The organism is Pseudoteredinibacter isoporae, from assembly GCF_011602085.1.
Classification (GTDB): Bacteria; Pseudomonadota; Gammaproteobacteria; order Pseudomonadales; family Cellvibrionaceae; genus Pseudoteredinibacter; species Pseudoteredinibacter isoporae.
The window spans coordinates 349459-376066 of the sequence record NZ_JAAONY010000001.1 but is presented as its reverse complement, the minus strand read 5'-3'; the positions used below and the strand labels follow the sequence as shown (position 1 = coordinate 376066).

The 26608-nt window shown below is 49.2% G+C and carries 23 protein-coding genes; 9 read left to right on the top strand and 14 right to left on the bottom strand.

Going from position 1 to position 26608, the window contains the following annotated elements; all coding sequences use genetic code 11:
- Position 1: 1 nt before the first annotated feature.
- From G8768_RS01615 to G8768_RS01595, 5 genes are read right to left on the bottom strand one after another with little or no spacing between them, the layout of a single operon-like run.
- A complete protein-coding gene (locus G8768_RS01615) occupies positions 2–208 on the bottom strand; it encodes a formate dehydrogenase subunit delta (RefSeq protein WP_166852400.1) in 207 nt (68 codons plus the stop codon).
- Positions 201–977 (bottom strand): formate dehydrogenase accessory sulfurtransferase FdhD, encoded by a 777-nt coding sequence (gene fdhD / locus G8768_RS01610; protein WP_166852403.1) that lies wholly within the window; start codon positions 975–977, stop codon positions 201–203. The genes G8768_RS01615 and fdhD overlap by 8 nt, the downstream gene beginning before the upstream one ends.
- Positions 964–3825, bottom strand: a complete 2862-nt coding sequence (gene fdhF / locus G8768_RS01605) for a formate dehydrogenase subunit alpha (RefSeq protein WP_166852406.1) — start codon at positions 3823–3825, stop codon at positions 964–966. Before fdhF ends, fdhD begins: the two co-directional genes overlap by 14 nt.
- The gene (locus G8768_RS01600) at positions 3818–5356 is read right to left on the bottom strand and encodes a formate dehydrogenase beta subunit (RefSeq protein WP_166852409.1); all 1539 of its coding nucleotides are present in this window, start codon (positions 5354–5356) and stop codon (positions 3818–3820) included. Before G8768_RS01600 ends, fdhF begins: the two co-directional genes overlap by 8 nt.
- Positions 5353–5820: an NADH-quinone oxidoreductase subunit NuoE family protein gene (locus G8768_RS01595; protein ID WP_166852412.1), complete on the bottom strand. Its 468-nt coding sequence runs from the start codon at positions 5818–5820 to the stop codon at positions 5353–5355. The genes G8768_RS01600 and G8768_RS01595 overlap by 4 nt, the downstream gene beginning before the upstream one ends.
- A 143-nt stretch (positions 5821–5963) precedes the next feature.
- Here G8768_RS01595 and G8768_RS01590 point away from each other — a divergent pair, with 143 nt between their 5' ends.
- Complete coding sequence (locus G8768_RS01590) at positions 5964–7031, top strand: substrate-binding domain-containing protein (RefSeq protein WP_166852414.1); 1068 nt, start codon at positions 5964–5966, stop codon at positions 7029–7031.
- Between the two features lie 56 nt (positions 7032–7087).
- On the opposite strand, the gene G8768_RS01585 is transcribed toward G8768_RS01590, so the two are convergent.
- Genes G8768_RS01585 through G8768_RS01570 form a run of 4 tightly spaced genes read right to left on the bottom strand, consistent with a single transcriptional unit; the run spans position 7088 to position 11060 of the window.
- Positions 7088–7795, bottom strand: a complete 708-nt coding sequence (locus tag G8768_RS01585) for a response regulator (protein ID WP_166852417.1) — start codon at positions 7793–7795, stop codon at positions 7088–7090.
- Positions 7782–9152, bottom strand: coding sequence for a TonB-dependent receptor (locus G8768_RS01580; protein ID WP_166852420.1), 1371 nt, complete (start codon positions 9150–9152; stop codon positions 7782–7784). Before G8768_RS01580 ends, G8768_RS01585 begins: the two co-directional genes overlap by 14 nt.
- A complete protein-coding gene (locus G8768_RS01575) occupies positions 9142–9498 on the bottom strand; it encodes a hypothetical protein (protein ID WP_166852423.1) in 357 nt (118 codons plus the stop codon). The genes G8768_RS01580 and G8768_RS01575 overlap by 11 nt, the downstream gene beginning before the upstream one ends.
- On the bottom strand, positions 9495–11060 hold the full coding sequence (locus tag G8768_RS01570; RefSeq protein ID WP_166852425.1) for a sensor histidine kinase: 1566 nt from the start codon (positions 11058–11060) through the stop codon (positions 9495–9497). Before G8768_RS01570 ends, G8768_RS01575 begins: the two co-directional genes overlap by 4 nt.
- A 247-nt stretch (positions 11061–11307) precedes the next feature.
- On the opposite strand from G8768_RS01570, the gene G8768_RS01565 reads away from it, so the two are divergent.
- From G8768_RS01565 to G8768_RS01555, 3 genes are all read left to right on the top strand, one after another.
- On the top strand, positions 11308–11754 hold the full coding sequence (locus tag G8768_RS01565; RefSeq protein WP_166852428.1) for a hypothetical protein: 447 nt from the start codon (positions 11308–11310) through the stop codon (positions 11752–11754).
- Positions 11755–11822: 68 nt separating this feature from the next.
- Positions 11823–13526 (top strand): type I secretion system permease/ATPase, encoded by a 1704-nt coding sequence (locus G8768_RS01560; protein WP_166852432.1) that lies wholly within the window; start codon positions 11823–11825, stop codon positions 13524–13526.
- Positions 13519–13698 (top strand): hypothetical protein, encoded by a 180-nt coding sequence (locus tag G8768_RS01555; protein WP_166852435.1) that lies wholly within the window; start codon positions 13519–13521, stop codon positions 13696–13698. The genes G8768_RS01560 and G8768_RS01555 overlap by 8 nt, the downstream gene beginning before the upstream one ends.
- 54 nt (positions 13699–13752) lie before the next feature.
- Here G8768_RS01555 and G8768_RS01550 read toward each other — a convergent pair whose 3' ends face one another.
- From G8768_RS01550 to G8768_RS01530, 5 genes are all read right to left on the bottom strand, one after another.
- A complete protein-coding gene (locus G8768_RS01550) occupies positions 13753–14082 on the bottom strand; it encodes a hypothetical protein (protein ID WP_166852438.1) in 330 nt (109 codons plus the stop codon).
- 148 nt (positions 14083–14230) lie between these two features.
- Entirely contained in the window at positions 14231–14632 is a 402-nt protein-coding gene (locus G8768_RS01545) for a hypothetical protein (protein ID WP_166852441.1), read from the bottom strand.
- Between the two features lie 391 nt (positions 14633–15023).
- Positions 15024–16040 (bottom strand): phosphotransferase enzyme family protein, encoded by a 1017-nt coding sequence (locus G8768_RS01540; RefSeq protein WP_166852444.1) that lies wholly within the window; start codon positions 16038–16040, stop codon positions 15024–15026.
- Positions 16037–17329, bottom strand: a complete 1293-nt coding sequence (locus tag G8768_RS01535; RefSeq protein WP_166852447.1) for an aspartate aminotransferase family protein — start codon at positions 17327–17329, stop codon at positions 16037–16039. Before G8768_RS01535 ends, G8768_RS01540 begins: the two co-directional genes overlap by 4 nt.
- A 154-nt stretch (positions 17330–17483) precedes the next feature.
- Positions 17484–18191: a response regulator transcription factor gene (locus G8768_RS01530; protein ID WP_166852455.1), complete on the bottom strand. Its 708-nt coding sequence runs from the start codon at positions 18189–18191 to the stop codon at positions 17484–17486.
- A 149-nt stretch (positions 18192–18340) separates the two neighbouring features.
- On the opposite strand from G8768_RS01530, the gene G8768_RS01525 reads away from it, so the two are divergent.
- The 5 genes from G8768_RS01525 (at position 18341) to G8768_RS01505 (ending at position 26602) form a co-directional block, all read left to right on the top strand.
- The gene (locus G8768_RS01525) at positions 18341–19498 is read left to right on the top strand and encodes an MFS transporter (protein WP_166852460.1); all 1158 of its coding nucleotides are present in this window, start codon (positions 18341–18343) and stop codon (positions 19496–19498) included.
- Positions 19499–19874: 376 nt separating this feature from the next.
- On the top strand, positions 19875–20753 hold the full coding sequence (locus tag G8768_RS01520) for a BadF/BadG/BcrA/BcrD ATPase family protein (RefSeq protein ID WP_166852465.1): 879 nt from the start codon (positions 19875–19877) through the stop codon (positions 20751–20753).
- A gap of 58 nt (positions 20754–20811) precedes the next feature.
- Positions 20812–22527 (top strand): sodium:solute symporter family protein, encoded by a 1716-nt coding sequence (locus G8768_RS01515; RefSeq protein WP_166852469.1) that lies wholly within the window; start codon positions 20812–20814, stop codon positions 22525–22527.
- Positions 22528–22672: 145 nt separating this feature from the next.
- Positions 22673–25393, top strand: a complete 2721-nt coding sequence (locus G8768_RS01510) for a TonB-dependent receptor (protein WP_166852474.1) — start codon at positions 22673–22675, stop codon at positions 25391–25393.
- Between the two features lie 339 nt (positions 25394–25732).
- A complete protein-coding gene (locus G8768_RS01505) occupies positions 25733–26602 on the top strand; it encodes a porin family protein (RefSeq protein ID WP_166852480.1) in 870 nt (289 codons plus the stop codon).
- The last annotated feature ends 6 nt before the right edge of the window (positions 26603–26608 follow it).

Below are 26608 nucleotides of genomic sequence, written 5' to 3'. Positions count from 1 at the left end.
TCTACTGAAGGTCACGAATTGCGTGATTCAATACGTCGGAAGAATAATCCGGATTTTTCTCCAGGGCTTCAGTTAATTCCTTTCGCATCTGGGGTGCCCAGAATTTTTTCAAATGCAAAACCAGGGCATCTGCCGCTTCCCGCGGATCGGCGATTGCCTGATTTGCGATAATCTGTTTGGCCATGTTGATTAAACTCTGACTATTCATTATTGAAACCTGAGTACATTCTGTATTTGTCCGGGCGAGCGAAGCCAATCAGGTTCAGCCCGCATTCCTTAGCAGTTGTAATTGCCAGGCTGGTAGCTGCCGAGAGGCACACCAGTGTGGGAATCCCCTGGCTGATGGTTTTGCTCACCATTTCATAGCTGGCTCGGCTTGAGGCGATCACAAAGTCTGGCTGAATATTTTTTTTCGCGAGGGCGCCAATCAATTTATCCAGTGCATTGTGTCGTCCAACGTCCTCACGCAACAGCAGCATTTTTCCATCGGCGTTGCAGGCCGCGGCGCAATGGGTGGCGCCGGTTTTTTCCCGAATGGTTTGAAAGCTGTTGAGCTGGCTGATGGCTTGCTGAATTGCCATCATATCGGGGGCGGCTTGTTGTCGAACAATACCTTCGGGTTTGGGAATGCTTTGCAGGGAATCCAAACCACAGAGCCCACAACCACTGGGGCCCATTAAAAAACGTCGGCGTTGTTTCAATTTGTCCATAGCTGCGCTGGCGATATCGATTTCCACCTCCATGCCCCGGGCATGCGAGCGAAGTTCACAGCTGTAAAATTCTTTGGGCTGATGAATGATGCCTTCGCTCAAGCTAAAGCCAAGCGCCAGTTCATCCAGTTGGTGGGGGCTGGCCATCAGTACAGCATGGGATATGCCGTTGTAAACCAGAGCGACTGGCAGCTCCTGCGCCAGCGCTTCATTTTGCACTTCGTTCAGTGGTCGCAATAAAGAGGGCTTAAATTCAATCCCGTCCATTGGAAAGAGACTCAAACGGTTGATTGGTATTGATGGTAGCGCCTTGTGCTTTGCGTAGAGCCGATTGCCAATGGGTTTCGCTCATACATTTTTCAACTTGCACAGCCGTGACTTTGTACTCCGGGCAATTGGTGGCCCAGTCGGAATTTTCTGTCGTAACCACATTGGCGCCGCTGAGAGGGTGATGAAAAGTGGTGTACACCACGCCGGCCTGCATTCGTTCAGAAACCCTTGCCAGCAAGCTGGTTTCACCCACGCGACTTTTAATTAGCAAGCGATCGCCGTCATTGATTCCGCGTTGCTCGGCATCAAAAGGGTGGATCTCCAACACATCTTCCGCATGCCAGGTTTGGTTTGGTGTGCGTCGGGTTTGGGCGCCTACATTGTATTGAGTTAATACTCGCCCGGTCGTCAACAAAAGCGGAAAGCGACGATTCACTTTTTCTTCAGTGGGCACAAATTCTGTGATTGCAAAGCGTGCTTGCCCAATTGGGAAGCTTTCACTGTGCATAATAGCCGTGCCCTCAGGGTTCTGCTCATTGCAGGGCCATTGAATACTGCCCTTTTCTTCCAGTAAATCGTAGTTCACGCCGGCGAAGCTCGGGGTCAACAGGGCAATCTCATCCATAATGTCGCTTGGATGAGCGTAGTCCATTGGGTAGCCCAGAGCGTCACTCAAGGCCATGGTGGTTTGCCAATCGGCTTTTCCAGCAATAGGTTCGATGGCTTTCCGTACCCGATTAATTCTGCGCTCCGCATTGGTGAACGTGCCATCTTTCTCAAGGAAAGAGCTGCCGGGTAAAACCACGTGGGCAAAACGAGAGGTTTCGTTCAAAAAAATATCCTGCACAATCAGGCAATCCAAAGAGCGCAGGGCCGCTTCGACATGTTGCGTATTGGGATCGGATTGGGCAATGTCTTCACCCTGACAGTACAAGCCTTTAAATTGTCCGGCAATCGCGGCGTCGAACATATTGGGAATTCGGAAGCCCGGATCGGGATCCAGTTCTCGTCCCCAGGCGGCTTCAAACTTTTTCTGTACACTTTCATCGCTGACGTGCTGGTAGCCGGGGTACTCGTGGGGGAAGGAGCCCATATCGCAAGAACCCTGAACGTTATTTTGTCCACGCAGTGGATTAATACCAACGCCTTCACGTCCAATGTTGCCGGTTGCCAGGGCGAGGTTGGCAATGCCCATCACCATACTGGAACCCTGGCTGTGTTCGGTGACGCCCAGGCCGTAATAAATTGCCGCGTTTTCGGCTTTGGCATAACGTCGTGCAGCCTGGCGAATTCGTTCGGCATCCACGCCAATATGCGAGGCCATATTTTCGGGTGAGTGGCGGTCGTCGGCAATAAATGTACGCCATCGCTGGTAGCTCTCATCCTGGCAACGTTCTGCGATAAAACCGGCGTCTTCCAGTTCTTCGCTGATCACGGTGTAGGCCATGGCATTGATCAATGCGACATTACTGCCCGGTAGCAAAGGTAAGTGTAAAGGCATTTGGCTGTGCACGGTATTGAGCAGATCAATATGTCGTGGGTCGGCAACAATCAACTCGGCGCCTTGACGCAATCGCTTGCGCAGCAGTGAACCAAAGACCGGGTGCGCGTCGGTGGGGTTAGCGCCAATCACCAGAATTAAATCCGATTTCAAAACGGAGTCGAAGGTTTGGGTACCGGCGGATTCTCCCAGAGTGGTCTTCAATCCATAACCGGTGGGCGAATGGCAAACGCGTGCGCAGGTATCGGTATTATTATTGCCAAATGCCGCACGCACCAGTTTTTGAACAAGGTAGGTCTCTTCATTGGTGCATCGTGAAGACGTAATGGCGCCGATCGATTGGCGCCCGTATTGTGCCTGCACGGCTTTTAACTTGTCGGCGGCAAAGTGAATGGCCTCTTCCCAGCTGGCTTCGCGCCAGGCGTCTTCGATAGAGTCTCGAATCAAGGGGCTGCGAACCCGATCCGGATGATTGACATAAGCAAAAGCAAAGCGGCCCTTCACACAGGCATGTCCGTGATTGGATTGGCTGCTTTTGTCCGGACGCATTCGCAGTGGTTCCTGTCCTTGCAGGTCCACTTCAAAACCACAGCCCACACCACAATAGGCGCAGGTGGTTTTTACACTTCGCGTTGCATTGCGTCCTTCGGCGTAGGGCTTTTCCATCAAGCTCGCGGTTGGGCAGGCCTGCACGCAGGCGCCGCAGGAAACGCAATCAGAAGCCAGAATATTTTCCGCCGCCGCACTGATTTGAGAGTCAAAGCCACGCCCGCTAACCGTCAACGCAAAAGTGCCCTGGGTTTCTTCACAAGCGCGTACACAGCGACTGCAAACAATGCATTTGCTGGGTTCAAAATCGAAATATGGATTGGATTGATCTTTCTCCAGAGATAAGTGGTTTTCACCGTTGAAACCATAACGCACCTCTCGCAGGCCAACGGCTGCTGCGGTATCTTGCAATTCACATTCACCGTTAGCGCTGCAACTCAGACAATCCAGTGGATGATCCGAGATGTAGAGCTCCATAATATTGCGTCGCAATTTTTGCAGTTTCTCGCTCTGGGTGTGCACCACCATGCCTTCAGTAACGGGTGTGGTACAGGCGGCGGGAGTGCCGCGGCCGCCTTCAATTTCAACAGCACAGATCCGGCAGCTGCCGTAGGCTTCCAGGCTATCGGTAGCACAGAGCTTTGGAATATAAATGGCGCTTTCCAATGCCGCGCGCATAATCGAGCTGCCTTCTTCCACTTTTAAGGGTTTGCCGTCGATGATCACATTGACGGTTTTTCCAGTCGCGGCCGAGGGTGTGCCTAAATCGGTATTCGGGTCAAAGAAATTAATCACGTGATTGGGCTCCCGAGTGAAAGTCTTCAGGGAAATGTTGCTTTGCACTGCGAACCGGTATCACTGTCATACCGCCCATGGCACAGAGAGAGCCCAGCTCCATGGTGTCGCAAAGGTCGTCCAGCAGTTCCAGGTTTTGATCGGTGGATTGTCTGGCAATAATTCGATCCATCACTTCGGTGCCACGCGTAGAGCCGATACGACAGGGTGTACATTTGCCGCAGGATTCTGCTGCACAGAATTCCATGGCAAAGCGTGCCTGCTGGGCCAGATTGACATCTTGGTTAAACAGCACGATGCCGCCGTGGCCGATGCCGGCTTCTATTGTGGCAAAGGCTTCATAATCGAGTTCCGTATCCCAGAGCGACTCGGGTAGGTAAGCGCCCAGTGGCCCGCCGATTTGAATCGCGTGAGCGTCGCCGTGACGACAGCCACCCGCAATATCAAACACCAGTTCTCTTAAGCTCATGCCAAAGGCAAATTCATAGAGACCGCCGCGTTTGATATTGCCGGCCAATTGAAAGGCGAGAGTGCCGCGTGAGCGACCCAAGCCAAAGGATTGATAATGCTCTGCGCCCTTGGCGAGAATAAAAGGCACGCTCGCCAGGGTGATCACATTGTTCACAATAGTGGGCTGGCCCATTAGGCCGCTGATGGCGGGGATGGGTGGTTTGGCTGATACCATTCCACGTTTGCCTTCCAGGCTACGCAATAAGGATGTTTCTTCACCACAAATATAAGCTTCAGCGCCGATGCGCAGCTCCAATCGAAAGCACTTATCGCTGCCAGCGATATTGTTCCCGAGAAAATGGTTTGCTTCGGCGATATCAATCGCCTGTTGTAACTGAGTGGCTGCGCGAGGGTATTCCGAGCGCAAATAAATAAAACCTTTGTCGGCACCTACAGCCAGGCCGGCAATAATCATGCCTTCAATCAGGCAAAAGGGATCGCCTTCCATCATTAGGCGATCAGCAAAAGTGCCCGAATCACCTTCATCGGCATTGCAGACGATGTGCTTTTGCGAGGCTTCTGTTGTTAAAACGGTTTGCCATTTGATTCCGGTTGGAAATGCGGCGCCGCCACGGCCACGTAAGCCGGAGGTTTGAACTTCATCAACAATCTCCTGGGCTGACAATGTCAGGGCGGTGTGCAAGCCTTCGAAGCCGCCATGGGCAATATAGTCATCGATGTTGAGTGGATCGGTGATGCCTAAACGGGCAAAGCTTAAACGTTGCTGGCATTTGAGTTCAGGAATCTCCTCTGTAAGCCCCAAACATAGGGGGTGCTTGCCCGCACTTTTTACGGCGTTCACAAAGGCTTCATCAATGTTGTCCGGCAGTACCGGCCCATAGGCAATTCGCCCTTGTTCGCTTTCAACTTCAATTAATGGCTCTAACCAGAACAAACCCCGGGAGCCATTGCGGATCACGTTGAATTCCGGGCCCAGTTGCAGTTCGAGGCTGGCGGCAACCTTATCGGCCCCGAGGGCAATTGCGCAGCTGTCGGCAGGGACGTAAATTTTTCGGGTCATGATGTCAGCTCCCGAATGATCCTTGTCATTTTCTCATTGTCGACCTGTACATAGAGTTCATCGTCAACGCGCACGGCCGGGCCATGACTGCATAAGCCAAGGCAGTAAACGCTGTCCAGGCTGATCAGGCCGTCATCACTGGATTCGCCATAATCCAGCTGCAAATGATCTTTACTGAACTGCTCAAGAGAGCGACAGCCATTGGCTTGACAGGCTTCTGCACGGCAAATCTGAACTCGGTGTTTTCCCTGTGGGCGACTTTTGAATTGGTGGTAAAAACTGATCACGCCATCCACTTCCGCTGTGGACAAGCGAAAAACAGGCGCTACGGTGGCCGCGCAGATTTCCGGAATATAGCCGTATTGTTTCTGTACGGCGTGCAGCAGTGGCATTAAGCCACCCAGCTGGTCACGGTGGGCCATGGCGAGTTCGGCCAGGGCGTGTTTTAACTGATCGTCAGACATGATTCACGATTGTTCTTGGTTTTCGAGTAGATTTTATATATGCACAAAATTACATATATTTGATCTTTTATTAGGCTGTAATTACTCTAACACTCTGGTTTTTGACTGAAAATATGAATAAAAATACATATTGTGGAGTGTGTATGCCAAAAGGCGTAATTGAAAAATTCAGCATTGAGGCCCGCTGGGTGTTCACTGACGAAGCCGGTCAGCAGCTGAACGCCAACATGTTCGAATTGTTAAAAGCCATCGACAGTGTGGGTAAACTCACTGCGGCGGCACAACACTGTGGCATGTCCTATCGTCACGCCTGGAATCAGTTGCAGCAGTGGGAATCCTTTTTTGGTGTTGCTCTTGTGCATTTGCAAAAAGGGCGGGGCGCTCGCCTGAGTTCCTTCGGTGAAAAGCTGTTGTGGGCTCAAAAACGTATCGACGCCAAACTGGAGCCGGAGCTGGAAAACATCAGCTCTGAAATCAACCTGCATATTCAAGCGCTCAATCCCGACAGCAGTGAGCCATTAACCATTAATGCCAGCCATGGTTACGCGGTGGCCTTGCTCACTGAGCATATTCAGTCCCCGTCTTTAAAGCTGACTTTTACCAGCGCGGAAGATGCCTTACGTTCTCTGTCTGCTGGGGAGTGTGACCTGGCGGGCTTTCATGTGCCCGAAAAAGACAGCGATCTGAAACGCATTCCCGCCTTTGATCGTTACCTGAATAATCAGGAGTTTGGTTTGATTCGCTTTATTCAACGCCGTCAGGGCTTGATGGTAACCAGCGACAATCCTTTGGGAATTCGACAAATTTGTGATCTGGCGCGGGACAATATTCGTTTCGTGAATCGACAGCAGAGTTCTGGTACGCGCTTTCTGTTCGATCAGTTTCTGGAAAGAGCCGATATTAAGGCCGAGCAGATTAACGGTTACACCGGCGAAGAATTTACACATTCGGCGGTAGCGGCGCATATTGCTGCCGGTATGGCAGATGTGGGCTTTGGAGTAGAGCAGGCTGCTCGACAGTTTGGCCTGGAATTTTTACCGCTTTGTAAAGAGCAATATTTATTTGCTTATCACAAGGAGCGGCTTGCCAGTCAACGATTGGCGTCCTTTATTGGGCAATTGCAATCTGTTGAAATTCAGCAAGCCATTCAAGCCTTGTCCGGCTATCAACCTTCGCGCTGTGGCGAGCTGGCTGAATGTTCTGAGTTGTAACTAGGCAGAGCGGTTGTAGGTGTTCAGAATATCCGTTGCTTTTTGTGTTTCTGCCCTTACTCAGCTTCGCCCACAAATACGTAGCCCCGGTTCCGAATGGTCTTAATCAACTTGGGATTCTTCGTATCATGCTCAAGTTTGGAGCGTAAGCGTGAAACCGTAATATCAACCTGTCGGTTGCGGCCGTCGTACTCAATGCCGCGCAGGTTTTGCAAAATGAACTCCCGATCGATCACTTTGCCGGGGTTTTTAAGAAACAGGGACAGAATCTCAATTTCCGGTCCGCTTAAGTTCACCACATCCTCGCCTTTCTTAACGGTTCTGTGCCGAAGATTGATGGTGATGTCTTCAAAGGTAAAGCTGTTTTGGTCGCCGCTGTCACTGTTGCTGCTAGCATGGCTATCCCGCCTTAAGACCGAACGGGCTTTGGCCAGAAGCAACCGGGGCTCGACAGGTTTGGGAATGTAATCATCGGCACCCATTTCCAGGCCGGCAATTTGATCCATGAGATCTGTTCGAGCGGTCAGCATGATGATTTTGCCGCGAAATTTATCTCGTACCTGCCGGCAAATTTCAACGCCGTCGACATCAGGCATCATTAAATCGAGAATCAACAGGGCGGGTTGCTCGTTGAGAATACGCTCGGGTGCTTTCACGGCATTCAGCTCAATGCTGCAATCAAACTCGTAACGAGAGAAAAAATCGGCAATAAGCTGTGCAAGCCCTTGGTCGTCTTCAACGATTAACAGTTTATTTTTTGCCATTCGGTTTCCACTCTACACCCAGGGTGAACAGGTTTCTATCGTCGGCATTGGGGCCGAGATGGCTGCGGTGCTCCCGGCGATAGGACGCCAGTAGTTTCCATCGGGAATTAACTTTGTAGGAGCTTTCCAGGCCCAGGCGATAAAATTTACGATCCGACTGTTGCTGATAGTTGTAATCAATATAGCGTCCGGATAGGCCAAAGTTCAATCGGGAGTTATAACTGTAGTTAACATTCAGTCCGCTACTCACCGCAGTATAATTCAGATTCAGAGTATTATCTTCGTAGGGGTACACATAGTTGTAGTCGGCCTGGTCAACCGCCCTGGATTTCACTTTGATGCTTTTCAAATGGGCTGACAAACGAAGTTTGGGCGACAGGGAAAAGCTTTGGTGCAAAGTAATCGACTGGTAGCGATTGGAGTGCCCGGTGCTATTGGGGCCAACATATTTCTGCTGCATCTTATGGTAGTTTGCGCTGAAACGTCCGGCTGAAAAGAAATGCTCCAAACCAACATTAAAACCGTGGTAAGTCAGGTGGCCCAGATTATCTCGGTCTATCTTGCGGGTATGAATTTTCCCGGACAAATAACTGTGTTCGCCAAAGAGGCGGCGCAGGCCGGTATTGAGCTGGTAGCTGTTGTGATCATCAACACTGTCTTCGCTGAAGGTTTTACTCGACAGCTTTAATGTCGTGTTCCAGTACAGCGGTCGTTCGCTGTCGGTCAGCATATTGCGTTGCATTACGCCCTGGAAGCTGAGCTTGTGAAAGTTACTTGAGGTGCCCTCGGCACAGCCGTTGTTCTGGCATTCCGTCCGGTCAGGGACAAATAGGGAATTGGTATCGCTGCCAATTGGCAAACCGTAGTTATCAAAAACAAATACTTCCTGTCCGCGAGCTACATAAAGGTCATCCAGAAAGGCAACGCTGGTAAACCCAAATAAGCTGGGGTCACTCCACAGCAAGGCATTGCTGTCACGCCCGGTATTGTAGGCGAGCTTGGAATACAGACGGTTCTTTTTAAATCGCTTGATGCACCGGTCTGCAATCACATCCACCCGTTCATTGACGGTTTCCGGCAGCTCAACGGATTGTCTCAATATTCTGATCTGGCCCAATGCGCGATCACAAGAGCCCCTTAAGGCCAGAATGCGAGCCAGCTCAAGTCGTGCTCGGTGAGCGCTGGGGTCTTCACCCAGCAATAAAATTAACTTGCGTTCAGCGGAACTGAAATTACCCTGCGCGATGGCCTTCAGAGCATCCTCCAGACGATCTGGAGACCCACTGCCGGCGTTGCCGGGCAGGGGGAGCAGCAGTAAGGAAAGGAATACACACCCTATTCCCGTTTTAAATATCATTTTCCATTTCCTCGTCGAGTAGTACCCCGCTTGGATCGTCTACTAAGCTGCTCTCGTCCAGAGAGTTTAACTGCTCCTCGAGTTTGCCTTTAATGCCAACGCCATATTGCTTGCCGTCTTTGCCTGGCTTTTTGTTCCAGTAGCCCCAGTCAATATTGTCTTTGTTGGTCTTGGGGCCCTTGTCGCTTTCAGTAGATTGGGGTTTTTTCTTTATTATATCGCTCTCAGGTTTTTCTTTTGTGCTGACTTTTTCTTTGTCTTGTGTGTTTTGTTCTGCGCCCTGTACCGTGGGCACAGCTATCAGCAGGCTCAATAGGAGTGCCATCAATAGACGAACAGTCATCATATGGCCTCCGTAATTGCAGTGGGTCGTAATAATGGAAACTCTAATTCAAAAATAGCCCCGCCATTACTCGCATTTCGGGCCGATACCGAGCCGTCATGCTGTTTGGTTACACGTTTAACAATAGCGAGGCCGAAGCCGAAACCTATACCCGTGCCACTCCCGCTGCGGCTGCTGTCGCCCCGATAAAAAGGATCGAACAATTGGGGCAGGGAAACTTCGGATATGCCCTGGCCATCGTCACAGAAACGGCATATCAACTCATCCGAATGGTAGTCCAGTTGAATCCAGAATCGTTGAGAGCAATGGCGGATGCCATTTTGAATAATGTTTTCAAAACTGCGTTTGATCAGGGCACGGTTTCCGTTGATGGTATAAGGGCAACCAGGACGAGCTTGGTAGGAAAACTCGACATTCGGACTGATCAGGCGATATTCCTCAATAAGTTCCCGGCAAAGATCATCGATATCGATACTTGCGAAATTCAGTCTGTCTTCGGCCTGTTCAAAAGTCAGCAGTTGTTCAATAAGGTGGTTGATGCTGAACAAGTCCTGTTTTAAATCGTTAATCAGTTTTCCTTCCTCGGGAAGCATATCGGCCAGGGTGTCTACCCGAAAATGAAGCTTTGAAATCGGCGTACGCAGGTCGTGGGAAATTGCGCGAACGGTATAAGTTCGCTCCTGCAGCAAGGCTTGAACGCGATTCCCCAGCCAGCGGATTTTCTGGGTGATGTCTTCGATAGGATCATCACTGTGCTGTTCCAGATTTTCCAGGCCAAGCTTTTCCGAGCTGATGTCGTCGATGCTGTGTTTCACCCGAGTCAGGCGCGAGGTCAGCAAACTGACAATCAGCAACACACAGGCGGTAATCAGCAGAAAGGAAAAAGCAAAGGTAGCCAAAATAATTTCAATCGGATAGGGCTCAAATAGCGGGATGGGCCCAAGTACCAGAATATGTCCGCTTCTTCCCCAGGGGGCATAGGCGTAGATTTGATCGCCTTTGTCATAAACCTTTTTCCACTCGATGACAATCTCACCGTTTCGGAGACGCTCCAGTTGTTTGTCATTGAGACGATCTTTTACTTTCAGTGAGCGATAAATGGGGTAGGGGGCAGAAGCGCGAATACGATCAAAAATCGCTTGCCGCTGTTTGGCCGGATGAACCCCCAATTCATTGAGAATCAAGAATGCGGTTGCACTGATTAAGGATTCATTCAATCCATCGAGTTTCAGATCGATGTGACGATTCTGGCTGATGGGGGCAGTGAGAATAAACTGGCCGCTCTTGTCCGAATCAACCACTACCGATGTCTGATCGGATTTCTGCTCGATATCCAGTTCGATCTGCATGATACCTGACACAATATCGAGCCATTGTTCGAGCTGTTGTGGTCGCTGCCGCTCGACGCCAAGCCTTAGCAGTGTCGCGGTAGGGGATAACTGACTGCGCAAATGGGCGCTATAGCGTGCATGATTGGTGTATTCGAGAAACGCAAAGGCAAGCCCAGCCACAACGCATATGCTGATAACAATCGATAGCATGATGTTGAAAAACAAACGTCGCAAAGCGGCAGTCTCTAGTGGTCAAAATACAGCCTTATAGTTTATCACTTTCCATAAACTTGGCGAGAAAATACGATCAAATGCCGCCTATGTATCTGAATGTATCCGGGTGTAACGCTGGTACCCCTATCTGGAAACAACTGCGAACATTATATCGTTTTACCTCCTGCCGGATGTTGGGTTAAATAACACTCCACTGCGTTGGGCCGGCCAATAAATCAAACCGGAGAAAATGAGAAAGGTATCCAACATGAGCGACAAACCTCATCAGCCGGGCAGCATCACAATGCCTGCGGAGTTAAAAGCCTTATACAATAAGTTGGATGCCATCTTTGGTATTCCCAAAACGACATTGAACGCAGAAGAGCAAGCCAGAGAAAAACAGATCTCTGACGCGATCGAAAAAATTATGGAATCCTCCGGTGAGGGGGAGCTTAACTTCCAGCAAGAGACCGAGCTGGCCACACAGTACGATGCACTTGATAAGCTGTATGGCGTCCGTTCTTATGAAAGTCTCAGCATTGATGAGAAGAGTCAGGTCAATAAAATTTATCAGCAGATCGAGGCTTATTACGATGAACATCCCGAAGCCCGATTTGATGAAGATATCAGCTTCGATGATTTGGATTTCACCTTGCTAAACAAGGATGTAAACACCTTAACCAGTTTTGATTTCCCCGCAGAATTAGCTGGTTAACCCTTCCCAGTTTTGCCTGCACCATTATGGGTGTGCCTGGGCGCACCCTTTTTTTATCGAGACAGCGCATGGAATCTCGCAGTTTGGTCAGAACAGCATACGATGGTTTAAAAAGAAGCCTGGCTTATGTCTTTTTGTTCAGCTTCTGTGTGAATCTCTTACTGCTTGTTCCACCGATTTATATGTTGCAGCTCTACAGTCGGGTGATCACAACGGAAAATCTGGATGCGCTGTTGCTGTTTACGGTTGTGGCCTTGTTTCTTATGGTGTGTATGGCGTTTTTTGATTGGATCAGGTCACAAATGCTGATTCGATTGGGAAATCATTTCGAAGACAATTTGCTGGAAAGTCTCTATCGCTATAACTTTTTCCAAAAAGTGAATCGTATTCGCGATGAAGACAAGCTCAATGGCCTGTCTGAACTGGAATCAATCAAGCGTTTTATTACGGGGCCGAATATCATTGCATTTTTCGATGTGCCCTGGATACCGGTTTTCCTGATCGCTCTGTTTGCGTTTCATTTTCTGATCGGCCTATTCGCCTTGTCTTGCGTGTTACTGTTGATGGCCATCGCTTTTGGCAATGAATATCTGAGTCGATCGCTGCCCGCCTACGATGCGAAATCCCCGAGGCAGCTGCAAGCAAACTTGCACAATTCTGATGCCGCTATTGCTATGGGGATGATGCCAGCGTTGGTAAAACGCTGGAAAACAAGTCGGCGGAGCCAATCAATGCAATCGGCAGAGTTGGATATCTACACATCGAGTTTCTCCACCGTATCCAAACATCTGCGCCTAATTGCGCAGTCTGCCATTCTTGGGCTGGGTGCGTATCTATTAATAAAGCAAGAAATTTCCCTGGGTTTAATGATTGCCAGTTCGATCTTGCTGGGGCGCAGCATGGCACCCATCGAGCAAGTGGTTCGTTCCTGGAGTTCCTTTGTGCAGGTCAGACGCGATTTTCGTTTGCTGGACAGGGTGTTGCAGAACGGGCCAAATTGCTACTGTGCCGAAACAATGCAACTAACCCACAGGCCTTTTGAAGCCGGCGTTATTCACGCGCAAAATATTTCTGTTTCTGCACCTGCTTCAGGATTCATATCACTCCGGGATGCCAGCTTTCAGTTACCGCCTGGCACCGTTACAGCAATTACCGGAGAGAGTGGTGTCGGAAAATCCAGTCTGCTCAAATCCATTATCGGTATCTGGCCGGTACACGAAGGTCGTTTAAAGATTGATGATGTGGATATGTCCAATTGCGATGAGCGTTATCGTCAACGCTTTTTCGGCTATCTGCCCCAAGATGTTCAGCTGTTTGATGGCAGCATCGCTGAAAACATTGCTCGCTTTGCCGAGGTGGAGCCCGCAAAGGTGATTAAGGCCGCTCGGGAAGCTGGTTTGCACAGTTTGATTCTGCGTTTGCCTCGTGCCTATGAAACGCTGATTGGCTCAGAGGGTATGTCCTTGTCCGGTGGGCAAAGACAACGGATTGCACTGGCAAGAGCGTTGTACAATGATCCGCAAATCGTCGTTCTGGATGAGCCCAATGCCAACCTCGATCGCTTTGGCGAACAGTGTTTGCATCGCGCTATCGACCACCTGAAACAAAAAGGCAAAACGGTTATTATTGTCAGCCACCGGCCGTCGATCTTGAATCATGTTGATCAGGTTTTTCACATCAGTGATGGACAAATGACACATGTCCCGAGAGAGGATGCAAACACAACTACCCGGAAACAGAATAAGCCAATATCGGAGCTGGAACATGCATAAAGATTATTGGTTGAATTCGAGTCGCTACCTGCAATGCTTGGGAATCATATTGCTGGCTGTAATGTTGTTCGCGGTCAGCTTTTGGCTTGTGTTTTCATTTTTGTCTTCGATGGATGGTGTGTCGGCCGAGGGCGATGCGGAGCGAGTTTCTAGAGAGTCGCGCTCGCGATAAAGCTTACACATGGTATATCTCTGTCTTGGGCACGCCTCGTGCAGTTCAAGCGAATCACTCACAATAAATATATTTTTTCACCTGATCATCCATATAGTAAATTTCTCGCTCAATACCCGTTTCACTTAAAGGAGTGCAAAGCTTCAACATGTTGTTCATGCTAAGGCTGCTACTTACTTCTACACTCAGCTTTGATATCGAAGAAGGCAGATCTTTTACAGTGCTTTCAAAGGACTTGATATCCAGCTTCCTTCCGTTATGTAAATACGAACCGTGCTCGTCTATTTTAAGTATAAGAATAGAGTCTTCTACATTGGACGATTTTTTATGAGCACAACCATTTAGTAAAGTAATCAAGATTATTGAAAATAATAACTTATTCATGTGATCTCATTGGGGTTTTAGCGCTCGCCTCAATAGAAGGCAAGGCAGTACTTATCACATCCAAATCTTTCAATCCATAAAACTAACATGGTGGGCGACCAAGATATTCTTATGGCATTTGAGATGCGGGTTTCTGGGGAATGATAAATTAACAGTATTTTAATAGCAAAAGACTGATGCCACCAACTATTGGCAAACAAGCAACAATTTGCCAAGAATAATATAAGTTGCCAGACTTTTTGATTTTGCTGGGAATTCTTAGAAAAAATATTCGGGTTTTAGCTTTTCGCGCGATTTCGACATGCCTTTTAAATCGATTTGTATGCAGTTTGTTTAACCAAAGGTTAATCAAGCCAATTGAGATTGTTAGCAGTGAAATAAAAATTAGTATTTCGTTAGAGATTTCATTTCCTATAGCTAATCCTATCAAAACAAAAGCGGCTGCAACCAGAATGGAAGTTATTTGTGCGCGAAGATATTCATGATCCCGGGCATGAGCATAGTTTTCTTCGGCAGTAATTATCAAAAATTGCAATCGATTTTCGTTCATAACTATTCTCTATTAACTGACAATTAATGCAGCGGATATGCGCTATTGCAATAGTGGGAACATTGGTTCGTAATCCTGCTTAAAATAAATTCATTTTTAAAGCGATGTCAAGCCTTCTGAATTTTTAAGCGCCGCTTTCTTACTGAAAACTATTTGGATTATGGAAAAATTGTATATTATTTAAAATCTAAATCGATTTTTAATCTAAAAAGTAGATGATTTATTTATTATTCTTTGATGTTATGGTTCATCTAGCTCTTCAGCATAACGACATGTTCGTGCTCGAGACACCAAAGGAAGAAGTTTTATCTTAAAGGTCTCACTGATCCTCTTACTGAAACCACCCATAGCGGCCTTTAAAGGCCGCTGCCAGTATGGTGGAGTGAGATGACTACTGAGCCAGAAATGCCTTAATGGTTTTCATACATCGCTCAATCAACTCTTCTTGCATTTCATCCGCTGTGGGGTTGCCTTCGCGGGTATGAGCCCACCCTAAATACGTTAAACTTCGGGCTGCGAGAAAGAGCGGTAGTTTTTCCAGTGCTTCCTCACTGAGCGTGCGGTGTTGTCTGTAGCCCTCGATCAATGAGCGTTTGGCCAGTTCGTAGTGTTTGTCCTCTTGAATAAAATACAGAGCAGTGGCCAGTTCAAACAGATACCAGGAAAAGCCTGAATCATCGAAATCAATCAATTGCAGATGCTCACCGTGCAATAGCGCATTTTCCGGGACAAAGTCCGCGTGAACCATGCCATAGCATTCCGCGGTTTTTTCCAGTGCGCCCAGTTCGGCTGCAATTCTGTCTTTGGCTTGCAGGATCCATCCACGTTCATCGTCGGTCAGGCGTTTCAATTCCCAGAACTGTCCCCAGAAAGGTTGTTTGCCAACCAGCCCGTCTTTATCCCAGTGATGTCGTTTGAAATTTTCGGGCAGTGTCCATTGGGCGGAATGGTTGTGGAGTCGAGCCGCCAACTGCCCCAGGCTTGAGTAGCAATAGCGAACGCGTTCGGGGTTATCTTCCAAAGGTTCTTCAATCGTACCAATTTGTTCGCCTTCTACCCAGGCCAAAAGGTCGACCTGTCGTGCATCGGGTAAGGCGGATGAATCGAGAATGGCGAAAAACTTCCCGCACGGTGTTGGAACAACGGTGGGCACTGAAATACCGGCCTCGGCCAGTGCCATCATCCATTGCAGCTCTGATTGCAATGCTTCATCACAATGATAGCCGGCTCGGTGAATGCGCAGGGCAAAACGATCACCGGAATCTGTGCGCAGTGCAAAGACAGCGTTTTCACGATGTTTGATCAGGCTCAGCGTTCCCTGCAAGCCCCAGAGCGCCAAAGCTTCCTCGGCTGCTGTAAGCAACCCCTTTTCGGTAGTTCGGCTGGCGCGTGCGTCGAGTGGGTTCATAGCAAGCCCTCCCGTGATACTTCGTTCAGCACCTGACCAAGTTCGTTCAAGAGGATATCGGCGTGCTCCCGGCCGAAACAAATCGGTGGCCGCATTTTCAGAATATTATCGTGAACGCCAATTTTGCTGATCAGTACGCCGCGATCTTTCATGCGATTGACGATATGCGCTGCCGCAAGCGCAGATGGTGTTTTGTTGTTGCGATCTTTCACCAGCTCGACACCGAAAAATAAACCACTGCCGCGCACATCACCGATGACTTCATAGTGACTGGATAACTGCTGAAGCTGCTGCTTGAGGTAGCCGCCGACATTGCGACAGTTTTCCAAAAGGTTTTCGTTTTCAATAACGTCCAGCACCGCTTTGCCCACTGCGCAAGAAACCGGATTGCCCGCGAAGGTATTGAAATACATCACCTGGGAGCGAAATTCTTTTCCGAGTGCCTGATCACAAACCAGGCCCGCCAGGGGATGACCATTACCCATGGGCTTTCCCAACACGACAATATCGGGCACCACGTCAATATGTTGAAAGGCCCACATATCGCCGGTGCGTCCAAAGCCAGACTGAACTTCGTCGAAAATAAGCAGACCGCCCGCATCACGAACGAGTTTGGCAACTTGCTTCATGTAATGCTCGGGCACATCAGGGAGGCCTTCATTGGCAAAAATCGGGCAGAAAAGCAGGCCGGCAAAACCGATGTCCGAGTCTTGGAATTCGGCAATGGTATTTTTGATTTGCTGAACATAGGCCTGGGTCAGCGCTTCACCGCGTAAACCATTCAAGGGGCGATAGCTGTCTGGATAATTAACGGCTTTAACATTGGGGCCTTTGGCTTCACCGCCATTAAACAAGGTGGCTAATTCATCAACCGCTGCTGTATTGCCATGGTAAGTGGCATTGCTGCAAATGATGCCCATGTTGCCGGTATGCTGTCTCGCCATGCGCAGTGCTAGCTCGTTGGCTTCACTGCCTGAGCAGGTTGGAAACAGCATCGACAGTTTGGGATCAAAGCTGGCGGTCAGTTGTTCCCCGTATTCCACCAAAGCCGGGTGCAAGTAACGACTGTGAACATTAATCTGGCTGGCTTGTCGTTGCAGCGCTTCTACCACGTGAGGGTGACAATGCCCGACATTGGGAACATTGTTGTACACATCCAGATAGCGTTTGCCTTCGGCATCGCTCAACCAAACGCCTTCGCCTTTGATCAAGGTGAGAGGTTTGTCATAAAACAGGGGGGCGTGTTCACCCAGCAGGTGATTGCGCCTTTCCAGAAGAGTGTTTTTCATCTTGCGCTCCATTGTTCCAAGTGTCGGACTTACACGGTGAGGTAGGTCCTTTGACAATGGCTTTATGGTAGATAGCGGATGGAGAATTCAGCATCCACCGAATGGTGGAGTTGCGAAGATTCCCTTCAGGCGTCGGAAGCGTTGATGTCAACAATCAGCGCAGATCGGCGATGACTCTGGCCAGCAACTCCGCTCGAGAACTGACGGACATTTTCTGGAAAATATGCAGCAAATGGGTTTTAACTGTGGCGAGGCCAAGATTTAATTCCTTGGCGAGTTGTTTGTTGCTGGCCCCGGCAATAATTTGTTCCAGGACATCCAGCTCTCTTGGCGTCAGCTGGTATTTATCACCCAGAGACTGACGTTCTTCCACGCGTTTGGGCAGATACACGCTATTGAGGGTGTACTGTAGAAACGGTTGCATTTTACGCAGCAATGCGAGTTCTTCTTCAGAGTATTGACCCAAAGATTCATGCCGCAACAAGGTAATGACGGCAATCACGAAACCTTCATAGCGAAAGAACATATCGGCGACATAACGATGGCCATGGGGCTGCATGAAGTCCTGGTAGTAGATGGTTTGGCGAAGCAGGGAGAAAGACATTTGCTCATCGATTGTCGCTACTCGTTCTTCCCGATGATGAAATTTTCGGGCGTCCAGAGGGTCGAGGCTGCTGAACTCTTCATAGTAACGGCGTTCAACTTCGGGGGGCATATTGGACAGCACAACGCCACGGTGGCGCATTTCCGGGTCCAGCAAATAAAAAGCGGCCGAACTGACCGGCAGAAGCTCTTCCAGCAACTTGAGTGCTTGGGTTTGGAACTGCTGGGGAAAATCGGAGCTGGGGGTTTCGATCGACATATAAAAGCGCCTCTAATCCCTCAAACTATCACAGGGATTTCTCTCTGTTCAAGTGACCGGCATTGATGTGCGGCTATCCACCATTTGGTGGATAGGGTGTGGTGCGGGCCCTACCTATACTGCCTAAAAATCGAATTCGAGCAGGTATTATGACAATAAATACAAACCTGAACGCCTCGGCGGATATCGATCCTGATAGTCCGGCCAGCCGTTATGCCGCCATTTACTTTGGGGTGTTGGGCCCGGCAGTGTTTATTGTGCAGCCCGGTTTTGTGCAGGGTCTGGTGAGCGAACTGACATTCAGCGAAGCCCAGGCAGGCTATGTGGCCTCGGCGGAAATGTGGGGCATTGCCATAGCGACCTTTCTACTGACGTTCAGTGCTCGACATCTCAACTGGCAGCGTGTCCTGTTCTTTTCTGTTTTGCTATCCACCGTGGGTAACCTATTGTCGATGTTCCCCGACAGCTCAACAAGCTTCGCTGCCATTCGTTTTGTGACAGGGCTGGGCTCCGGCGCCATGATTTCCCTGAGTTTTACTGCCATAGGTTTGAGTCGCGATCCAGATCGGAATTTCGGTTTTATGATCATGTGGATCCTGATTTACGGCGCGATCGGTTTCGCCTCCATGCCTTGGGTTTTGCACGAGCTTGGCCTGGATGCGCTGCTGGTATTTTGGGCCATTTTGAATGTGAGCGGATTGGCCGTATTGCGGTTTATGCCCAAAAGTCCGACACGGGAACACGATAGTCCGAGCAAAACCCACGCACTGGCCTGGAGCGCCATTGCAGCGCTATTTTTCTATTTTCTGGCTCAGGGTGTGATCTGGACCTATTTATTTTTGATTGGCACCGATGGTGGAGTCAGTGAAGATGATGTGGCTTGGGGGTTAACGATTTCCCAATTGCTGGGCATCGCGGGTGCTTTCTGTGCGGCGATGTTGGCCAATCGCTATGGTCGATTGATTCCCCTGCAGTTGGGGATTCTATTCAGTGTGGCGGCTTTGCTGATACTGCTGGGTGATCTTACGGCGAGTCTTTATGCCATCTCGGTGTGCCTGTTTAATTTTGCCTGGAACAAAACCCATCCATTTATGTTGGCTCTGCTGGCTGATTTCGACAATGCGGGCAGGGCTGTGCAGTTGGGTGTTGCCGCCCAGATGTTGGGACTGGCTTTCGCACCTGCTCTGGCGGCGACGCTCTTGCAGGGCGCTGATTACCTTAGCGTCATTTGGCTTGGCGTAATGCTATTTGTTGTATCCGGGTTGTTTATTTTGCCGCCTCTATTGAGCCAGCGTGAGTGGAGCTGAAGGACGGCCGTTTTACGACACGCCGATTTTCTGTGCTCTTCTGTCTCGTTTTCCAACTTGCCTCTTGTCCATTTGAACCAAGGCTAGTTCGATCGTTCAGCTGATTCTAATCAGTTGATTTTATTGAAATAAGCCGCAGTCTTGGGGGCTTCTGCATCCGTTCAAACCTCAGTACCTATTGCCCAGACTGGCGGCCATTCCCTGCGGATTCCGGCTCTCGTTTCTGCACAGATAGGGTGTGCCTTTTCCGTCTCGGGTACAGGCTCCGCTCTCGCTAAACATCGAGTTTTGTATAATATCGTGTTGACAACGTTGTCTCATGGTTTTAATCTTGCCTGAAATAAAAACGATACATCCGAATGAGCAGGGTAAATCTGTGCAGCGAAACCAGAGTTCTTCTTTCTACCTCGGCGTGGACGGGGGAGGCAGCAAATGCAAAGCCGTTGTTGTCAATCATGACTTGGAAATCCTCGGCTCGGCGGTGGCCGGGCCGGCTAACCCCTGTGTCGATTATCAACTGGCTATTCATTCGATCACCGAATCCTGTTCGCAAGCGCTGGCCGAGGCAGGTTTATCCCAACAGCAGCATCAGATTGAACTTGGCCTGGCCTTGGCCGGGGTAAATTTCGAAAACGTTTTTCAACGAGTGAATGAGTGGTCGCACCCTTATCATTCCATGCGTTTGATTACGGATTGGCATGCGGCCTGTCTTGGTGCCCACGAGGGGAAAGACGGCGCCGTGGTTATTGTCGGGACTGGCTCCTGTGGATATGTGTGTGTCGATGGTCACAGCAAAAGTTTTGGCGGACATGGTTTTCCCGTTGGCGATAAAGGCAGCGGTGCCTGGTTGGGCCTGCAAGCGGTGAAGGCTGCCTTGTTGGCCAAGGATGAGATGGGCCCGGCGACATTATTGATGGATAAACTTTGTGAGAGTTTATCCTGTAAGCCCGAAGAGTTGGCCATTCGAATGGTTGGTGCCAGCTCGGCGCACTATGCGCAATTGGCGAAAACGGTGTTTGCAGCCAATAAAGACGGTGATGAACAGGCTGCCCGTATTTTACGTGAGGCGACCGATTACATTGAGGCCATGCTCGCCTCAATATTAAAATACCAGCCACCGCGATTATCATTTGTTGGAGGCATCACACCTTTCCTGGTGCCTTTACTCAACAGCGAATTGCGTGAACGAATATCACGGCCCTTGGCCAACCCGGAAATGGGTGCGGTTTACGCATTGCTGAAAAATAACAGGTAATAAAAATTCATTTCTGAGCCCTGTGTATTCAGAAACAGAAAATAATAACGAGGACATTATGCATCTAAGTATGCTCGACTGGTCGATAGTTATCGCCGTGCTGGGAACCACTCTGTGTATTGGTTTATGGGTCAGCAAGCGCTCTTCTGCCGACAGTAACTCCTTCTTTTTGGCGAGTCGAAATATGCCCTGGTGGCTGCTGGGCGGCTCGATGGTAGCGACAACCTTTGCAACCGATACACCCAATCTGGTGACAAACATTGTTCGTAGCAACGGCGTCAGTGGAAACTGGGTCTGGTGGTCCATGTTGATCACGGGAATGCTGACAACCTTTGTTTATGCGCGGCTCTGGCGAAGAATGGGGGTGGCCACGGATCTGGAGTTTTATGAATATCGCTACAGCGGCAAAATGGCTGGATTTCTGCGGGGCTTTCGTGCTGTATATCTAGGAGTTTTCTTTAATATTATGATCATGGCCGGGGTAACTCTGGCCGCCGTTAAAATCGGGGCGGTGTTGTTCGGCAGTGAGCCAAAGCAGCTGGTCTTAATCGCGGGAATCATCACGGTGATCTTCAGTGCGGTAGGCGGTTTTCTCGGCGTTATTCTGACGGATATTATTCTTTTCTTTATTGCTATGGTGGGTTCCGTTGCCGTGGCTTACTATTCGGTAAACCACCCGGAAGTTGGTGGCTTAACGGCGCTGATTGAACACGCTAATGTGAAAGACAAGCTTTCCTTCCTCCCAAACTTTGACGATCCGCAACAGTTTATTCCTTTGCTGATTATTCCTTTGTTCGTGCAGTGGTGGAGTGTTTGGTATCCCGGATCCGAGCCTGGCGGTGGTGGTTATGTGGCTCAGCGCATGCTCGCTGCAAAAAACGAAAAACACGCAATTGGCGCCTCGGCATTTTTTAATTTCTGCCACTATGCACTCAGACCCTGGCCCTGGATTCTTGTTGCCTTGGCCTCTCTGGTGGTTTTTCCCGATCTACAGTCTTTGGAGCGCGCGCTGCCGAATGTACCAAAGCATTTGATTCAAGATGATTTGGCCTACTCTGCGATGTTGACCTTCTTGCCGGCCGGGGTCTTGGGTATCGTGGTGGCTTCTTTGGTTTCCGCGTATGTTTCTACGATTTCAACCAGTCTGAACTGGGGTGCGTCTTACATTGTTAATGATGTATACGGCCGCTTTGTCAGCCCGAATGCCAGTGAAAAGAAGAAAGTATTTATCGGTCGCTTATCGACGGTGTTGCTGATGCTGGTGGCCAGCAGTATGGCGTTGTTATTGGAAAGCGCTCTACAGGCATTTCGACTATTGCTGACCATCGGTGCAGGTACGGGGCTGTTGTTTTTACTTCGCTGGTTCTGGATGCGCATTAACGCCTGGAGTGAAATTACTGCGATGGTCGCGTCGTTCCTGATCAGCCTGGCCATCGAGTTTGGTCCCTTTGATCACATTGTTGAATGGCAAAAGCTGGTGTACAGCATCTTTCTGACCACCGTCTGCTGGGTGACCGTGACCCTGCTCAGTAAAGGCGAGCAGGCGGAGAAGGTTGATGAGTTCAGACAAACCGTTGATTTGAAAGACGGAGAGATTAAAAACGGTATGTGGGCGGCTTTGTTCGCAACCGTGTTTGTGTACAGCACCTTGTTTTCTGCCGGTGCCTGGTTATTCGGTCGTGAGCTTTTGGCGGTAGGTCTGGCAGCGCTTGGGCTACTTACCCTGGTGCTTGCATACCGAAAAGAGTCATCTCGGGAATACAGCGCCGCATAAGGCGCTTGGTTTTTAGAAGGATTTTGAAATTCAGTTTGCTTTTTCTTGACAACGTTGTATTTGCTGGATAATTTGGACAACGTTGTCAACAGGCGGTACTTTTGGCTAAAGCAAATCATTACAATAACTAGTATGAGGATTAAGTATGTCACCTAAACTTAGGAGAGCCATTCAGGCAATTAACAGGGCCTCAAGTCGATGCGGTTATTTGGCAGCGGCCGTTGCACTGGGTGGGTTATCGACGGCTCCGGCATTCGCCCAAACCAATGAAGCAGCGGAACTGGAAGAAGTGGTTGTTACCGGTATCCGACGCAGCCTGCAAGACAGCATGGACATCAAGCGCTTTTCTTCGGCCGTGGTCGATGCGGTCAGTGCCGAAGATGTTGGCAAATTCCCGGATAAAAACGTTGCTGAATCCCTGGCTCGAATTCCCGGAGTGACCATTTCCAGAACCTTTGGTGAGGGCCAGGGCGTAACCATTCGTGGCCTGGGTGCCGGTCGAAATCTGACTCTGGTGAATGGTCAGGCGGTGGGTACGTCCCAGTGGTTTATTCTGGCCGATGCCACTCGAAACTTTAACTATGAGCTGCTGGCTTCAGAGATGCTGGCAGGCGTAGAAGTTTACAAATCTGCCCAGGCGGATATCGATGAAGGTGGTTTGGGTGGCACGGTCAACCTGAAAACCCGACGCCCTCTTGATATGGAAGCAGGCGAGGGCAGTATTTCCGTGGAAGCTCAGTATGGTGATCTGTCCGAAGAAACCGACCCTTCTTTCTCGGGTTTGTATTCCTGGAAAAACGAAGACGAAACCTTCGGGGCGTCAATTGTCGTTTCCCGCCAGGAGCGCACGGTTCGACGTGAAGCGACGGAAATGTTTGTTCCTGCCTACTTTACTCAGTTTGATCGTGACTGGAATGCGGCGACCAATCCCGATACACCTTTTAATCCACCGGCAGGTGCGAGCGAACAGGGCTTGTTGCCTTGGGGTATCGGTTCGGCCCTGTTTACCCAGGAGCGTGAACGTACCGGTGTTGATCTGAATTTGCAGTGGAAGCCCAGCGATAACTTGAGTTTGGGGCTGCACTACCTGAATTCGGAGCTTAAGGCCGACAATGTAAACTCCAACTTTATCGGTATTCCCTTTCGAGGCATTTTTGCAGCCAACAATCCGTCAGAGGGTGTGGTTCAAAACGGCATTGTGACCGAACTGCATGTTGATGGTGGCGATCCGGCCGCGTGGGCAAACCATATCGCCTACGACACCATTTATCGTCCAGGCTCCAAGATGGATACGGAAGTGGTGGATCTGGATTTGGAATTCAGTGGTGACAATTTCACAATTGAAGGTCGTCTGGGTACAACCAGTGGTGAAGGCACCAATAACGATTTCTTCACGGAATTTTTCGCCAGCTCCCAGGACCCGAGAGCGAACTTTGATTTTTACAATCCCGGTGGTCAGGCGCCACGCCTGGATTACAGTCGCAGCCCCTGGCTTGCATCGCCGACAACCGAAATGTCTCTGACCGGTGTTTTCGATCAGCAAAACATTGCCGAAGATTCAGAAGATTATGCCCAGATTGATGTCAGCTTTGATGTAGCCTTTGGTGCGGTCAATGAAATCAAAGTGGGCGGTAAGATTCGTGATCGAAGCTTTGAGCAGACGCGTTACCGTGACGAAATGCAAAATGCGGTGGTGGGAACAGAATCCCTGGGTTATGCCGGCGATTTGAGCAATGGCACTATTACCGTTGCCCACGATGAGACCAGCATGGGCAGCCTGACGGTATTCAATCCGGATTTGAATGGCATGCGTACAGCGTTCTTTAATTTGCCAGTCTGTGATTCCAGTGGTGAGTTATGCAGAACCGGAAGAACCATTACCAATGAATCGTCCTATGGAATCGACGAAGACATCACGGCGCTGTATGCCATGGCGAAGTTTGAAGGCGAAAACCTTCGCGGTAATGTCGGTGTACGTTATGTTAAAACGGATACCGATTCCCGCGGTTGGGATTTCAACAACAATCGTCCGATCACAGAAAGCGGCAGCTATGACAATGTCTTGCCAAGCGTGAATATCGTTTACGATCTCAGCGAAAATGTGGTGATGCGTTTTGCAGCGGGCAAGTCCATTGCACGACCTGCACCGTTTGCTCTGTCATATGCAGTGAACCTGACTCCGGAAACCAGTTCCGGTACGGCGGGCAATCCAAATCTGAAACCGGAGGAATCCAATCAATACGAATTGGGTATTGAATGGTATTTGGGTAACGCCTCCATGCTGAGCGCGACCTACTTTAAGAAAGACATTCAGAACTTCGTGTACAGCCTCACCAAGCGCGCGGTCATCAATGGCCAGGAGATTAATCGACTGAGCACGTTTGATAATGGCGGCCAGGCTGAAATTGAAGGTGTGGAACTTACTGCACAGTATGCCTTCGATAACGGTTTTGGTTTCTCGGCCAGCTACACGTACTCAGATGTGGGTGACGGTGTGGTGCAGGATGTTGAAGATGGCGCTTTAGTGAGCCGTAATATTCCATTCCCTGATGCCTCAAAAGATGTCTTGAGTGGTACGGTTTACTATGAACAGGAAGCCTTCAGTGCTCGATTGAATTACAGCTATCGCTCCGAGTTCTTTAAGGCGATTCAAGAATCCGGAAAGTTGTTTGGTGATGAGCAGAGCCAGTGGGACGCTCAGTTGAACTACTTCGTAACAGACAACTTCACCCTTCGTGCTGAGTTCTTGAATATCACTGACGAAACCATCGATGATTTTTACTCATCGGCGGGTGGCCACAATGTGAAGGCGACACAGTTGTACAACGGTCGACGCTTTATTCTTGGGGCCAACTATAAATTTTGATCTCCCAGCCCCTCTATAGTGACTGAGATTTAGCCCTGCATTGCAGGGCTTTTTTTATGTCCGTGAAAAGTATCAGAAAGTTGAGGTGTCAATAATATATTTAATAGCAAGTGTTTCTGTTCCCTTGTGATGCCCAGCTTTACACCCGATTCTAGAATTAACACTCCGCCTCTTTTTGGCAATGTTGCTTGTGCTTCAGTGAATCATTGTCTGGCATTACGCGGGTGGTAATCTTCTAGTACGAATAGCTGCGATCCTTAATATTTAATTTAAACGATGGTTGAAAAGCTAATCGTTTTCTCTGGTGATAGTATCCTGGTTTTAATGAGGACGTTAAGCATGCGCGTTGTAATCACCTTCCTGGCAGTCTGTTTTTTCACTGAAGTAAACGCTGGCCTTCCCCTGGCGCTAGAGGATCTTATTACTAATAAAGGTAAGATTAAATTGAGTACTTCTATTTCGTACTTAAATAGCAGCGCCGAAGATATCCAGCTCGGAGAGCAAGTTATTGTACAAGTAGACAATAACTCCTTTCTTAATCTACCTTCTAGTATTGGAGAAACTAAAACAAATACTGACACTCTTATTGGAACTGTTGGACTCAGGTACGGAGCCTTGAGAGATTTAGAAGTCTATGCTCGTTCGAGCTACGTTTACAGGGATACTCGAAGCTTTCAATCTGATGGAATTAACAGCCAATCGTTTAATGACTTTGCCTCAACTTGGTTCGGAACGAGTTATCAATTCTCATACGACAATGAATCTCCTGCCCTACTAGGTTTTTTAGAAACGTCTGTTTACGAAAAGTCTCAAGGAAGCACATCCTCATTTGATAGTTGGTCAGCCGGCGTTACTACGTATCGAGCTATCGATCCAGTTGTGTTATCGATGAGTGCTGCCTATCAGTGGAATGCGGATAGAGAACTAAATGGACAAATAGTTAAACCTGGAGGAATTCTATCTATCAATCCTTCCTTGGCCTTTGCTGTGAATGACCGTATTACGCTAACGACTGGGGTTCAATGGAGGCTCAAAGCTAGAGGTGAAGTTGATTTTAGAAAAACTGGGTTTCGCCAAACCGATACGGGGTTATCTCTCGGTTTAGGGTACGGATTCGCGAGAGGTAACATCTTGAATGTTAGTTTGTTCGCGAATACCTCGGGTCGGAGACAATCCAACTTGAGGTTTAATTGGCTCTATGCCTTCTAAATAATT